This window comes from Pseudomonas kurunegalensis (genome assembly GCF_030291635.1).
GTDB classification, from domain to species: Bacteria; Pseudomonadota; Gammaproteobacteria; order Pseudomonadales; family Pseudomonadaceae; genus Aquipseudomonas; species Aquipseudomonas monteilii.
The window spans coordinates 3,215,675-3,229,392 of record NZ_CP127871.1 but is presented as its reverse complement, the minus strand read 5'-3'; the positions used below and the strand labels follow the sequence as shown (position 1 = coordinate 3,229,392).

The 13,718-nt window shown below is 64.0% G+C and carries 10 protein-coding genes; all 10 read left to right on the top strand.

Annotated elements, in window-relative coordinates:
* Nucleotides 1-88 precede the first annotated feature (88 nt).
* Nucleotides 89-1,036, top strand: coding sequence for a LysR family transcriptional regulator (locus QQ992_RS14495; protein ID WP_286110020.1), 948 nt, complete (start codon nucleotides 89-91; stop codon nucleotides 1,034-1,036).
* Between the two features lie 28 nt (nucleotides 1,037-1,064).
* A complete protein-coding gene (locus QQ992_RS14490) occupies nucleotides 1,065-2,018 on the top strand; it encodes a LysR family transcriptional regulator (protein WP_119370188.1) in 954 nt (317 codons plus the stop codon).
* 185 nt (nucleotides 2,019-2,203) lie between these two features.
* Nucleotides 2,204-3,745 (top strand): UxaA family hydrolase, encoded by a 1,542-nt coding sequence (locus QQ992_RS14485; protein WP_286110019.1) that lies wholly within the window; start codon nucleotides 2,204-2,206, stop codon nucleotides 3,743-3,745.
* Nucleotides 3,746-3,780: 35 nt separating this feature from the next.
* Nucleotides 3,781-4,839, top strand: coding sequence for an Ldh family oxidoreductase (locus tag QQ992_RS14480; protein ID WP_286110018.1), 1,059 nt, complete (start codon nucleotides 3,781-3,783; stop codon nucleotides 4,837-4,839).
* Nucleotides 4,840-4,859: 20 nt separating this feature from the next.
* Complete coding sequence (locus QQ992_RS14475) at nucleotides 4,860-6,080, top strand: fumarylacetoacetate hydrolase family protein (protein ID WP_286110017.1); 1,221 nt, start codon at nucleotides 4,860-4,862, stop codon at nucleotides 6,078-6,080.
* Nucleotides 6,081-6,179: 99 nt separating this feature from the next.
* Entirely contained in the window at nucleotides 6,180-7,481 is a 1,302-nt protein-coding gene (locus QQ992_RS14470) for an MFS transporter (protein WP_233444377.1), read from the top strand.
* 73 nt (nucleotides 7,482-7,554) lie between these two features.
* Nucleotides 7,555-9,204 (top strand): VRR-NUC domain-containing protein, encoded by a 1,650-nt coding sequence (locus tag QQ992_RS14465; protein ID WP_286110016.1) that lies wholly within the window; start codon nucleotides 7,555-7,557, stop codon nucleotides 9,202-9,204.
* The gene (locus QQ992_RS14460; RefSeq protein WP_286110015.1) at nucleotides 9,201-11,459 is read left to right on the top strand and encodes an ATP-dependent DNA helicase; all 2,259 of its coding nucleotides are present in this window, start codon (nucleotides 9,201-9,203) and stop codon (nucleotides 11,457-11,459) included. Before QQ992_RS14465 ends, QQ992_RS14460 begins: the two co-directional genes overlap by 4 nt.
* A gap of 227 nt (nucleotides 11,460-11,686) precedes the next feature.
* A complete protein-coding gene (locus QQ992_RS14455) occupies nucleotides 11,687-12,601 on the top strand; it encodes a site-specific integrase (protein ID WP_286110014.1) in 915 nt (304 codons plus the stop codon).
* Between the two features lie 279 nt (nucleotides 12,602-12,880).
* Complete coding sequence (locus tag QQ992_RS14450; protein WP_060498964.1) at nucleotides 12,881-13,714, top strand: urease accessory protein UreD; 834 nt, start codon at nucleotides 12,881-12,883, stop codon at nucleotides 13,712-13,714.
* Nucleotides 13,715-13,718 lie beyond the last annotated feature (4 nt).

Sequence of the window (13,718 nt, the reverse complement as noted above, 5' to 3'; positions counted from 1 at the left end):
TCTGTTCAAGCACTGGGAGCGCTGACTGTAGGTTGTCGAGCGATACAGGCATAATCGCCAAATCTTAACCAGCGATACCGGATTCGATATGTCTCGCTTGCCGCCCGATAACGCCCAGGCGCCTGCCAGCCTTGGCGCACTGAAAATCTCCAGCCGGCAGATCACGCTGCTCAATGCCTTGGGCGAATTTGGCAACCTGCGCCGCGCTGCGGCAGCGATGCACACCACGCAACCGGCGGCCAGCCTGTTGCTGCAGCAACTGGAAGAGCGTCTTGGCGTACGTTTGTTCGAGCGTTTGCCAAGGGGCATGCAAGCAACGCTGTACGGCGAGGTGATGATCCGCTACGCACAGAACGCGTTGCATGAGTTCGAGCATGCCCAGGCGCAAATCGCCGAGCTGTCGCGCGGGGCCTTGGGCCTGGTGCGGGTGGGTAGCGTCATGGGGCCGGTGCCCGGCGTGCTGACCAAGGCGATACTGGCTTACAAACACGACCACCCCAAGGTACGCATCGCCCTGGAGGTGGGTACCAGCGATACCTTGCTGCCCGCCTTGCTGCGCGGTGACTTCGACATGGTGGTGGGGCGCCTGCCGGACCAGAGCGACAGCCAGGCACTGAACATCGAGCTGTTCGAAGGCGGTGAGCAGATGCGCGTGATTGCCCGCGCAGGCCACCCCTTGGCCCGCGCCACCGGGCTGCAGCTGGCCGACCTGGTGAGCCTGACCTGGATCCTGCACCCCATCGGCAGCCCGATGCGCCGCCGCGTCGAAAGCGCGCTGCAGGCCGGTGGCATGGTGCAGTCGCTGGACATCGTCGAAACCGCCTCGATCCTGGCAACCACGGCCATGCTCGAAGCCTCTGAAATGATTGCGGTGGTGCCCAACGACGTGGCCGAGCATTATGCCCGCTATGGCATGGTCGCCATCCTGCCGGTGGAGCTGCCGCTGGCCATGGCCAACCTCGGTGTACTGACCTTGCGTTCACGGCCCCACTCGGTTGCCCTCGATACCCTGCTGCGCTACTTGCGGGCGCAATGACCTTCACTCAGCATGAGGCCCTGCGTCTATGCCGCCGGACATGACCCATTCTAGCTTTTGCAACTGGATCCGCTACAAGCACCTGGTGCTGATCGACACCCTGGCGCGCACGCGCAACATGCATGCAACCGCCACCCGCATGAACCTTAGCCAGCCGGCACTCAGCAAGATGCTGCGCGACCTTGAGGAGCAGTTCGGCTTTGCCCTGTTCGAGCGCCTGCCGCGCAGCATGCCACCCACCGAACTGGGCGAGTACGTAGTGCGTTACGCTCAGGGTGCGCTGGCCGAGTCGCAGCAGTTCGTCGACCAGGTCAACCGCCTGCGCAACGGCGGGCACGGCTTCATTCGTGTTGGCGGTATCTTTGCCGCGACTGCATTGGTTCTGCCGCAGGCCATCGCTGCCATCAAGGCGCGCAGCCCGTTACTGTCGATTGAAGTGGTGGAGCACTCCAGCGATCACCTGCTGGCCATGCTCGAGCAGAACAAGCTGGACATCATGATCGGCCGTTTTACTGAGGAACGCTTCAGCCAGCTGTTCGACTTCCAGCCCCTGGAGCCCGAACCTTTCAGCCTGGTAGTGAACAGCGAGCACCCGCTCAACCAGCTCGACAGCACACCCCTTGAAGCGCTGGGCGACTGGCCGTGGGTGCTGTACCCGGTGGGCACGCCGATCCGCAACCGCCTGGAGCAAGCGTTCCGGGTGGCCGGTATCGCCACGCCTGCCGACAGCGTCGAGACCATCTCCATGCCAATGTTCCTGCAGCTGCTGCAATCGGCTCCGATGATTGCCATGTTGCCGCGCTCGATGGTTGCTGCACAGCTGGCCAGCGGGCAATTCAAGGAGCTGCGCAGCCCCTTGCATGTACCTGCGCTGGAGTATGGTGTGGTCACCCGCAAGGATGAACCGCTGAGCGCTTCGGCTCGGGCGTTTGTCGAGATCCTGCTGGAGGGCGCGCAGCATCGCAGGGCCGTGCAGAGATAGCCCCGGGGGCCGTGTAGCGCCGCCCTCATGGCCTTACAGGTGATTGATAATCAGGTGCTGAAATCCCCTTGCGATAACTTAAGGTTATCGCTTGATCGGATCATCTCATTGGGAATGCCACGCAAGGCTTCTTAAAGTGGCCACAGCCATAACAAGAAGTCAGCCGCACCGCCCTGAGAGGTCCCATGCAACTGATTGCCAAATCCGGTGACCCTGCCGTCATCCGCTTAAACCCGCTGGACAATGTACTGATCGCCCGTCAGCCGCTGCCGCAAGGCCTGCGCCTGGAGGCCGAGGCGATCACCGTGCGCCAGCCTATCCCCTCGGGCCACAAGCTCGCCACGGTGCGTGTGGAGCAGGGCCAGCCGCTGCGCCGGTACGGCCAGATCATCGGTTTTGCATCGCAGGCCATCGACGCTGGCGACCATGTGCATGTGCACAACGTCCAGATGGGTGATTTTGCCCGCGACTATGCCTTCGGTGTCGATACCCGCAGCCAGCCGGGCAGCCCAGCGCACTTCCAAGGCATCGTGCGCGCCGATGGCCGGGTCGCCACCCGCAACTACATCGGCATTCTGACGTCGGTGAACTGCTCGGCAACGGTAGCCCGGGCGGTGGCCGACCATTTCCGCCGCGACATCCACCCCGAAGCGCTTGCCGACTACCCGAACATCGACGGTGTGGTGGCCCTGACCCACGGTGCCGGCTGCGCCGTGGACCCCAGCGGCGAAGCCCTTGGCCTGCTGCGCCGAACCCTGGCCGGGTACGCCGTGCATCCCAACTTCGCTGCCGTGCTGATCATCGGCCTGGGCTGCGAAACCAACCAGATCGAAAGCCTGCTGGAAACCCAGGGCCTGCAAGCCAGCGCACAGTTGCGCGCCTTCACGATCCAGGGCATCGGTGGCACCTCGAAAACCATCGCGGCAGGCATCGAGCAGGTTCGCAGCCTGCTGGCCGAGGCCAACCAGGTGAGGCGCCAACCGGTCAGCGCACAACATCTGGTAGTCGGCCTGCAATGCGGCGGCTCCGATGGCTACTCGGGGATTACCGCCAACCCCGCACTGGGGAATGCGGTTGACCGCTTGGTGGCCGCCGGTGGTACCGCGATCCTTTCCGAAACCCCGGAAATCTACGGCGCCGAGCACTTGCTGACGCGCCGCGCGGTCAGCCGTGAGGTGGGTGAGAAGCTGGTGGCGCGCATTCGCTGGTGGGAAGACTACTGCCAGCGCATGAACGCCGAACTGAACAACAACCCTTCGGCCGGTAACAAGGCAGGCGGGCTGACCACCATCCTCGAGAAATCCCTCGGCGCGGTGGCCAAGGCGGGTTCCAGCAACCTGGTCGACGTGTATCAGTATGCCGAAGCCGTGCGCGCACAAGGCCTGGTGTTCATGGACACCCCCGGCTACGACCCGGTCTCGGCCACCGGCCAGGTGGCCGGCGGGGCCAACCTGATCGCGTTCACCACCGGTCGAGGCTCGGCTTACGGCTGTGCCCCGGCGCCGTCGATCAAGTTGGCCACCAACAACCGGGTGTTCGAGCACCAGCAAGAAGACATGGACGTCAATTGCGGTGGCATTGCCGATGGCTCCACCAGCATCGAGGAGCGGGGTGCGTACATCTTCGAGCAGATGCTGCGCATTGCCTCTGGGGCGCGCAGCAAAAGCGAACAACACGGCTATGGGCAGAACGAATTCGTGCCCTGGCAGATCGGCGCTGTGACCTGATCGACCGCTCCCGTCCCATGTTCGAGGCAACCGTAATGACTCAACCCACACGTTACAACGTGCAAGCGCTGACCACCTTTGTCGAGCAACTGTTCGTAAAAGCCGGTGCCGATAGCGAAGTCGCCCAAGTGGTCACCCGGGTGCTGCTGGAAGGCGAATTGCTCGGGCACCGTACCCATGGCCTGAACCTGGTCAGCCGTTACATCGATGGCATGCTCAGCGGGCAGGTCAAGGCCCGCGCACAGGCGCTGGAGCAGGTGTCGGACAGTGGTATTTCCAGCGTGTTCGATGGCCACTATGTACTGGGGCCTTACTGCGTCAGCCGTGCACTGGACTGCGCAGCCCAAGGTGCGACGGCGCAGGGCATCGGTATCGCCGTGGTGCGCCGGGCTTCGCACATAGGTTGCCTGGCCGCCTACCTGAAGCCCTATACCGACCAAGGCCTGGTGGCCATGGTCTACTCGTCGGACCCGTCTGTGGCGCTGGTCTGCGCCCATGGCGGCATCGATCCCGTATACACCCCCAACCCGATTGCTGCCGGTATTCCGACCCAGGGCGAGCCGATACTGCTGGACGTCAGCATGTCCACGGTCACCCTTGGGTTGGTGGGCCAATGCCGCGATGCCGGCAGCCGCCTGCCGCACCCGGTGCTGGTGAGCAACGACGGGCAACTGAGTGACGACCCGCGCGATTTTTTCACGACCCCGCCAGGCAGCATCCTGCCTTTGGGGGGGCAGGCCTTTGGTCACAAAGGCTTCGCCTTGGCGCTGCTGGTCGAAGCCCTGACCTCGGGCCTGGCCGGTCATGGACGCAAGGACGAACCCACCCAGTGGGGCGCCTCGGCCACTGCCGTGGTCATTGACCCGCGCTTCTTCGGCGGCCTGGAGGCGTTCACCCACGAAACCAGCTTCCTTGGCCGCCTGATCCTGGCAAGCCGCCCGCTCGATCCCGAACGCCCGGTACGCCTGCCCGGGCAAGCCGGCCTTGCCCTGCGTCGCCAGGCACTGGCGCAGGGCGTAAGCCTGTCGCCTCAGTTGCTGGCCGACCTCGACCGCCTGGCCGGGCTGCTGGAACTGCCGACATTTTCCCAATGATGCACAGTAAGGGTACACAGATGACTGATGAACGATCGAACACCCATCAACCGCTACCGCTAAGTTTTGATGCCAGCGTGTTCGACAGTGGCAGCTGGGTAGGGCGCGTCTGGTTGCCGGAACAGGGGCCGGCGGTGGTGCGGGTGAAGGCTGGCGCCGTCTACGATATCAGCACCCATGTGGCGACGGTCTCGGCGCTGCTTGAAGTGGATGACCCGGCCGCTTACCTGCGTGCCTTGCCGCTGGCCGAGCCGCTCATTGCGCTACCGGCGTTGCTGGCCAACAGCGACCCCGCCCGGCGCGACCCGCGCCAGCCATGGCTGTTGGCACCTATCGACCTTCAGGCGGTGAAGGCCGCTGGTGTGACCTTCGCCACCAGCCTGCTGGAACGTGTGGTTGAAGAGCAGGCCAAGGGCGACCCGGCCAAGGCCGATGCGATCCGTGACACCTTGGCCAGCCGCATTGGCGCCGACCTTTCGCAGATCGTGCCGGGTTCGGCTCAGGCCGAAGCGCTGCGCAAGGTGCTGGTGGAGCAGGGCCTGTGGTCGCAATACCTGGAAGTGGGCATTGGCCCGGATGCCGAAGTGTTCACCAAGGCCCAGCCGCTGTCGGCGGTTGGCCATGGCGCGGACATCGGCATCCACCCCAAGTCCAGCTGGAACAACCCGGAGCCGGAAGTGGTGCTGGCGGTGTCGAGCGATGGCAGTATCAAGGGCGCCATGCTCGGCAACGACGTCAACCTGCGCGACTTTGAAGGGCGTAGTGCCTTGCTGCTGTCCAAGGCCAAGGACAACAACGCCTCCACCGCATTGGGGCCGCTGCTGCGCCTGTTTGACGAAAGCTTCGGGCTGGACGACGTTCGCACTGCCGACGTGGACCTGCGGGTCGAAGGTGAAGACGGTTTCGTCCTGTCGGGTCGCAGCTCCATGCGCCAGATCAGCCGCGACCCGCAAGACCTGGTGCAGCAGACGCTTAACGAAAACCATCAATACCCCGACGGCCTGGTGCTGTTCCTTGGCACCCTGTTCGCGCCCAAGCAGGACCGCGACCAGCCGGGCAACGGCTTTACCCACAAGCCGGGCGATGTGGTGAGCATCAGCAACCCGCAACTGGGTACCCTGTGCAACCGCGTGACCACCAGCGACCAGGCACCGCAATGGGCGTTCGGCCTGCGCGCGCTGATCGACAACCTCGGCCGGCGTGGCTTGCTGGAGGTTGCAGCCACTGCACGCAGGCCCTGAACGACACGCTGCGCCAAGGAGGGGCGCAGCATCAACGAGGGATCGCCAAGGCGCTGACAGCGCGGCAACAATAATAATAAAGGTCGACACATGAACCCTATGAAGAAGTACCAGCGCATCACCGTCGTGTTCCTGCTGCTGATCGGCATCGTCAACTACCTGGACCGTAGTGCGCTGTCGATCGCCAACACCTCCATCCAGAAAGACATGATGATCAGCCCTTCGCAGATGGGCATCCTGTTGTCGGCGTTTTCCATCGCCTATGCCTTTGCCCAACTGCCGATGGGCATGATCATCGACCGCCTGGGCAGCAAGATCGCCCTCGGTGCCTCGTTGCTGGGCTGGTCGGTTGCCCAGGCTGCGTTCGGCATGGTCAACAGTTTTGCCGGCTTCATGGGCCTGCGGGTATTGCTGGGGATTGGCGAGGCGCCGATGTTCCCGTCGGCAGCCAAGGCCTTGTCGGAGTGGTTCGATGCCAACGAACGCGGCACGCCAACCGGCGTGGTGTGGTCGTCGACCTGTCTTGGCCCCTGTCTGGCACCGCCGTTGCTGACGCTGTTCATGGTCAACTTCGGCTGGCGCGGCATGTTCATCATTACCGGCGTGATCGGCGTGGTACTGGCGGTGTGCTGGCTGAGCTTCTACAAAAGCAAGGCACGATACCTGGCCGAACTGGCCGCCGAAGGCAAGCCGCTGCCGGGTGAGCACCAGGCACCCGCGCCCTCGGTTCACGCGCCGAAGCCTTCTTACTTCGCCGGCTGGCTCGACCTGTTCAAGCACCGCAGCACCTGGGGAGCGGTACTGGGCTTCATGGGGGTGATCTACATGCTGTGGCTGCACCTGACCTGGTTGCCGGGTTACTTCGAGCGTGAGCACGGCCTGGACCTGTACAAGACCGCTTGGGTGGTGTCGCTGGCCTACGGTTTTGGCGCGGCAGGTACCATCGTTGCCGGCCGCTTCTGCGACTGGCTGGTAAAGCGTGGCATGAGTGTGCTGGGCAGCCGCAAGTTCAGTGTCATCACCGGCCTGGTGCTGGCAGCACTGTTCACCTTGCCGCTGTCGTTCGTCACCGGCCTGACCGGTTGTATCATCCTGCTGTGCCTGGCGCTGTTCAGCATCAACATGGCCAGCGCAACCGCCTGGATGATCGTCAACACCATCGTCGACAGCCAGCGCGTGGCCTCGTTCGGTTCGATCCAGAACTTCGGCGGTTACATCGCCGGCTCTGTCGCGCCGATCGTGACCGGCTTCAGCATTCAGTATTCAGGCTCGTTCACCACGGCGTTCATGATCAGTGCGGTGGTGGCGCTGTGCTCGGCGGTGGCTTACTTCCTGCTGCTGCAGGCGCCGCTTGGCAGCGTGAAGGCCGAGGCGGGGGACATGGTCACCGCGACGGAGTGACCCACGGTACTTGCCAGGCGTGCTGGTCTGTATGTATAACCAGTAGTTGTTCCAGCCGCCTGACTCTGTACTTGTGATCGCTCATTCCGTCGACGACCCGTTCTACTACCTGCACAATTTCCGCCAGGTGCTGCTGTGGGTAGAACAGCGCTACCAGGACCTGCTCGATGACCAGGAGCTGGCGTTCATCCAGGCCTTCAACCATCTGGAGGCGCCAGCTCAGGCCTTGATGGTGCGCATGGTCATGCGCAAGGGCGAGTTGTTTCGCAGCGACCGGCTGGACTACGTCGAAATCGGCGATACCGCGCTGGCGCTGCAGCCGTTGCAGGCGCTCGGCTGGGTACGGGAACCCGAGCAACTGGCACTGGAGCAACTGTTCGCCTTGCTGCGCAAAGACGAGCTGGTCCGTTGCTTCGCCCCGCAATTGAGCCGCCCCCGCGCCGCCAAGCAGGATCTGCTGGCACAGCTGCAACCCTTGGAACTGGCTGCCCGGCCACTGAGCGAATGGTTCCCCGACAGCGAGGTACGCCTTGTCCAGTGGTGCCTGCAGCCCCTGTGCGACCGCATGCGCTTGCTGTTCTTCGGTAATCTCTACCAGGACTGGTCAGAGTTCGTCCTTGCCGACCTTGGCTTGCTGCGCTACGAGCAGGTGCCGTTCAGCACCGATTCACGTGCCTTGCAACAACGTGCCGAAGTCGACCTGGCCATGGCGCTGCACCAGTGCGCCGAGCGCCTGGAGCAGGGCGGCGACCCGCTGCCCATCCTCGCGGCCTTGCAGGGCCTGCACAGCGACAACCCCTGGCTGGCCCGGCGCCATGCGCGGCTGCAGTTCGCCCTGGGCCAACACTGCGAGCGCCTGGCTGAATGGGACCTGGCCATGGCCGTGTATGCGCAGTGCAACCATGCCCAGGCGCGTATCCGCCAGGTGCGGGTGCTGGAGCGCAGCGAACAGTGGCACCAGGCCCACGCATTGGCGTTGCAGCTGGCTGCGGCACCAGCCAATGCGCTGGAAGTGCAGGCGCTGGAGCGCATGCTGCCGCGGCTGGCGCGAAAACTCGGCGGCCCGCCACAGCGGCGCCAGCGGGTTGCGCCACTGGAGCTGATCGAACTCGAACTGCCCCGCGAGCACGCAGCACTGGGCGTGGAGGAGGCGGTGCGCCAGCATTTGGCACAAGAGGGTGGCCAGGCACATTACGTGGAGAACACGCTGTTCAACAGCCTTTTTGGCCTGTTGTGCTGGGAGGCCATCTTCGCGCCGGTGCCCGGTGCGTTCTTCAACCCGTTCCAGGCCGGGCCGCAAGACCTGCACGACAGCGACTTCCAGCAACGGCGCAGTGCGCTGTTCGATCACTGCCTCGGTCGGCTCGACGATGGCAGCCATCACCAGGCGATTCTCGACTGCTACAAGGCCAAGCAGGGCTTGCAATCACCATTCGTGTTCTGGTCCATGCTCAGCGAGGAACTGCTGGAACAGGCCTTGGCTTGCCTGCCGGCGGCCCAGTTGAGGCAGTGCTTCCTGCGCCTGTTGCAGGACATTCGCAGCAACCGTGCCGGCATGCCCGACCTGATCCAGTTCTGGCCCGAGCAGGGCCGTTATCGCATGGTCGAGGTCAAGGGCCCCGGTGACCGCCTGCAGGATAACCAACTGCGCTGGCTGGAATTCTGCCGGCAGCACGGACTGCCGGTCGCGGTGTGCCATGTGCGCTGGAGCGAAACACCTTGAGCTACAGCGTGGCGGTGCGCGCCTTGTGCGAGTTCAGTGCCAAGGTGGGTGACCTGGACCTGCGCTTCACCCCGTCGCCCACCGCTCAAGAGGGCATTGAAGGGCACCAGCGGGTAGTGGCAAGGCGTGCTGCCGGCTACGAGTCGGAAATTACCCTCGAAGGCCAGTTCGAAACCCTCAAGGTGCGCGGCCGTGCCGACGGTTATGACCCGGCCAGCAATCGCCTGGAAGAGATCAAGACACACCGTGGCGACCTGGCGCGCCAGCCGGCCAACCACCGGCAGTTGCACTGGGCGCAGGCCAAGGTCTATGGCTGGCTGATGTGTCAGGCACGTCAACTGCCTGCCATCGAGGTGGCGTTGGTGTACCTGGACGTCGACAGCGATGGTCAGACGCTGTTCAGTGAGCATTACACGGCGACTGAACTGCGGGCCTTCTTCGAAACCCAGTGTCAGCGCTTTCTGGGCTGGGCTCAATGCCAGCAACGGCGTTTAGCCGAACGCGATCAGGGCCTTCAGGCACTGAGCTTTCCCTACCCACAGTTCCGCCAGGGCCAACGGCAACTGGCCGAAACCTTGTACAAGGCGGTGAGTACCGGCCGTTGCCTGATGGCCCAGGCCAGCACCGGCATTGGCAAGACCCTCGGCACCTTGTTCCCGCTGCTCAAGGCCATGGTCCCGCAGCAGCTGGACAAACTGTTCTTTCTTACGGCCAAGACGCCGGGCCGGGCGCTGGCGCTGGATGCCATGCGCCAGATTACCGATGCAACGCCGCAGCCCGCGTTGCGCACACTGGAGCTGATCGCTCGCGACAAAGCCTGCGAGCACCCGGACAAGGCCTGTCATGGTGAGTCCTGCCCATTGGCGGCGGGCTTCTACGACCGCTTGCCGGCGGCGCGCGAAGCGGCGGCAGCACGGCCGCTGCTCGACCGCGCCAACCTGCGCGAAGTGGCCTTGGCACATCAGGTATGCCCGTACTACCTGGGCCAGGAGATGGCCCGCTGGGTCGACGTGCTGGTCGCCGACTACAACTACTACTTCGATGCGCATGCGCTGCTGTACAGCCTTGCCCAGCTCAACCAGTGGCGCGTTGCCGTGCTGGTGGACGAGGCGCACAACCTGGTCGAGCGTGGGCGCGGCATGTACAGCGCCAGCCTCGACCAAGGCCAGTTGCTGGCGTTGCGCCAGAGCAAACCACCCGGGCTTGGCAGTGCGCTGGACCGGCTGAACCGGCAATGGAACGCACTGTATAAAGAGCAGCGTGCGCCGTATCACGCCAGCGAGTCGTTGCCCGAAGGCTTGTTGCGCGCCTTGCAGCAGTGCATCGGGTTGATTCAGGATCAGATGAACCAGGCGCCCGCGCACATGGACCCGCAGGTGCTGCAGTTCTTCTACCATGCCTTGCAATTCACCCGGGTGGCCGAGCTGTTCGACGAGCACTTCCTGTTCGACATCAGCCAGCGCCAGGGCCCACGCAAGCGCCGGCTGGCCACGCTGTGCCTACGCAATGTCACCCCGGCGCGCCTGCTGGCCCCGCGCATGCAGGCGGCGCGTAGCGTGACGCTGTTTTCCGCCACATTGAGCCCGCGGCATTTCTACAGCGACCTGCTGGGCATGCCAGCCGACACCGCCTGGCTGGAAGTGGCCGCGCCGTTTCGCGCAGAGCAACTTGAGGTGCGGATTGCCAGCCAGGTGTCCACCCGTTACCAGCAGCGTCACGCCTCTCTGGCGCCAATCGTCGAGCTGATTGCCCGGCAGTATGAGCGGATGCCGGGCAACTACCTGGCGTTCTTCAGCAGTTTCGAATACCTGCAGCAGGTGGCAGGGCTGTTGGCAGAGCAGCATGCGCAGATTCCGCAATGGGCTCAGGAACCGGGCATGGACGAGGCGGCCCGTCAGGCATTTCTCGATCGTTTTGTCAGCGACGGGCAGGGCATCGGCTTCGCCGTACTGGGCGGTGCTTTCGGTGAGGGGGTGGATTTACCGGGCACGCGGTTGATCGGCGCGTTTGTCGCCACCCTCGGCCTGCCGCAGGTCAACCCGGTCAACGAGCAGTTCAAACAGCGCCTTGGGCGGCAGTTTGGTGCGGGGTTCGATTACGCCTATCTCTACCCAGGGGTGCGCAAGGTGATCCAGGCGGCGGGCCGGGTTATCCGAGGTGACCAGGACCGTGGCGTGCTGGTGCTGATTGATGAGCGCTTCGCCGAGCCCCGGGTGCAGCAGATGTTCCCAGGGTGGTGGCCGACGGCCATTTAGTTGGCTGACAGGCTTGGCGCCGTACGGGCGGCCCTCGACGCTGTAAATGGGTTAAGATCTGGCCCGTGTCAGTTATAAAATCCCTGAATATCAAGATGATGGCACTTCTTCGGGTTCGAATGGCGTGCGCTTGAAACGTCATTGGCCCTTGTTCATCAATCGTTTCGACTTGCTTCAGATGCTGGCCGACTCAATACCGGCCGCCGCTTCGCTACAGGATTCACGTTTTGTCCGATCTCTCCAACAATCCGCTGCTGCAGTACATGGCCCGCCTGGCCCCATCCAGCCAGCAAACCATGCGCTACATCCTTCAGGACGCCGCCGATCGGCTGAGCTTTGTCGACTGCAACATCGTCGATGTGCCTTGGCATCGGCTCGAGCCCGGCCATGTGATCGCGCTGGTGGCTGCCCTGCGTGCCGACGGATACGCCCCCAACAGCTCGTCGCTGTACGTCAACGCGATTCGCGGGGTGATGAACGAGGCCTGGCGCCAGGGCCTGATCGATCATGAGCAGCTGTTGCGCATTCGCGAGGTCAAGCCGGCCACTGGCACCCGCCTGCCACCCGGGCGCAACTTGCGGCGCAGCCTGATTCGCGAGCTGATGGACGTGTGCGCGGCCGACCCTCGGCCGCAGGGCGTCCGCGATGCCGCGATCATTGCCTTGCTGTACGGTACCGGCATGCGCAAGTCGGAGTCGGTCGACATCGACCTGAACCAGGTCGATTTCGAGGCGCGCAGCCTGCAGGTGGTGGGCAAGGGCAACCACCAATTGGTCAAGTACGCCCCGCCATGGGCATTCGAGAAGTTGCAGGCCTGGCTCGACCTGCGCCGCCAGGACCTGCCTGCCGGTGCGGAGGACGACCCGTTCCTGTTCAACCGCATCCGCCGTGGCAGCCACATTACCCGGGCGCGCATTACCAAACATGCGATCTACTACATCGCCCGCCAGCGCGGCGCGCAGGTGGGGGTGAAGATCATGCCGCACGACTTCCGCCGGGCATTCATTACCCGGGTGATCGAAGAGCACGACCTGTCGATTGCGCAGAAGCTGGCACACCATGCCAATATCCAGACCACGGCCATCTATGACCGGCGCGATGACAACGAGCGCCGCCGTGCGGTGGACCGCTTCGACTACTGAGTCTTGATGTGTTTGGGGCCGCTTTGCAGCCCCGGTTGCACTTCTGTTGGCACCGAAACAGGGCCAGTGCGCGCCCCCGCTTTGTGCGCCATTCCCCCGTATGCCCTGTGCCAGAGCGGCTTTGAGAAAAGTTTCATCTGCCTTCACCTGCGGAGTTGGCCCGCAAACTGCTATATCCAGCCTGCGAATTTGATCGAGTGGTCAGGCCGTGCGCGCTAGCAGCCACACGCGCCGGACCCTCTAAACGGCCAGCAGGCCACGGATTTCAGGGGCCGCAGGATGTCGCTCGCGGAGCAAATCGAACAACAACAAGACGATGCAGGCTGGAGCGCCCACCTGCAGTTGCGCTTTGTCAGGCGCGACGATGTGACCCGCCTTGGTGCGTGGCGGCATTTCGGACCTCTTTTGGTGCAGCGGCCTTTCTATCCTGAAGGTGCGCCGTGCCATGTCTATGTGTTGCACCCGCCGGGTGGCATCGTCGCCGGCGACCGCCTGGAACTGGATATCCACCTGGAACCTGGCAGCCACGCGCTGCTGACCATGCCCGGCGCCAGCAAGTTCTACCGCAGCATCGGCCCCACCGCACGGCTGACCCAGCGTTTTCGGCTGGCGGCTGGCAGCACCCTGGAATGGCTGCCGCAAGACAGCATTTTCTTCTCCGGCGCCCGCGCCAGCCTCGACAGCCGTTTCACCCTGGAACCCGGGGCGCGGCTGCTGGCCTGGGAAACCTTGTGCCTCGGGCGCCCGGTCATGAACGAGCGTTTCGAGCAGGGCAGGCTGGACAGCCGTTTGCACATTGAACTGCCCGACGAAGTCGGCCTGCACGAACGCCTGCGCATCGAAGGCGGGCGCCTGGACAAGCTCGGCGGCCACCCGCTGCTCGCCACGTTCTGTGCGGCACCGGCCGACCAGGCGGTGCTGGAGCAAGTTCGCCCGCTGCTGGATGAACTGGCCACCCCGGCCGGCGCGACCCTGCTGGGTTCGTTGCTGGTCATCCGTGTGCTCGACCACGACAACCAACACCTGCAACGCACCCTGCAACGCCTGTGGCATGTGCTGCGTCCGGCCGTCCTTGGCCTGCCAGCTTGCCCACCACGTATTTGGGCCACCTGAGAGA

Excerpts from the sequence above, each read along its gene's own strand:
- QQ992_RS14495 (WP_286110020.1), top strand. The coding sequence starts at position 89 with ATGTCTCGCTTGCCGCCCGATAACGCCCAGGCGCCTGCCAGCCTTGGC.
- QQ992_RS14490 (WP_119370188.1), top strand. The coding sequence starts at position 1,065 with ATGCCGCCGGACATGACCCATTCTAGCTTTTGCAACTGGATCCGCTAC.
- QQ992_RS14485 (WP_286110019.1), top strand. The coding sequence starts at position 2,204 with ATGCAACTGATTGCCAAATCCGGTGACCCTGCCGTCATCCGCTTAAAC.
- QQ992_RS14480 (WP_286110018.1), top strand. The coding sequence starts at position 3,781 with ATGACTCAACCCACACGTTACAACGTGCAAGCGCTGACCACCTTTGTC.
- QQ992_RS14475 (WP_286110017.1), top strand. The coding sequence starts at position 4,860 with ATGACTGATGAACGATCGAACACCCATCAACCGCTACCGCTAAGTTTT.
- QQ992_RS14470 (WP_233444377.1), top strand. The coding sequence starts at position 6,180 with ATGAAGAAGTACCAGCGCATCACCGTCGTGTTCCTGCTGCTGATCGGC.
- QQ992_RS14450 (WP_060498964.1), top strand. The coding sequence starts at position 12,881 with ATGTCGCTCGCGGAGCAAATCGAACAACAACAAGACGATGCAGGCTGG.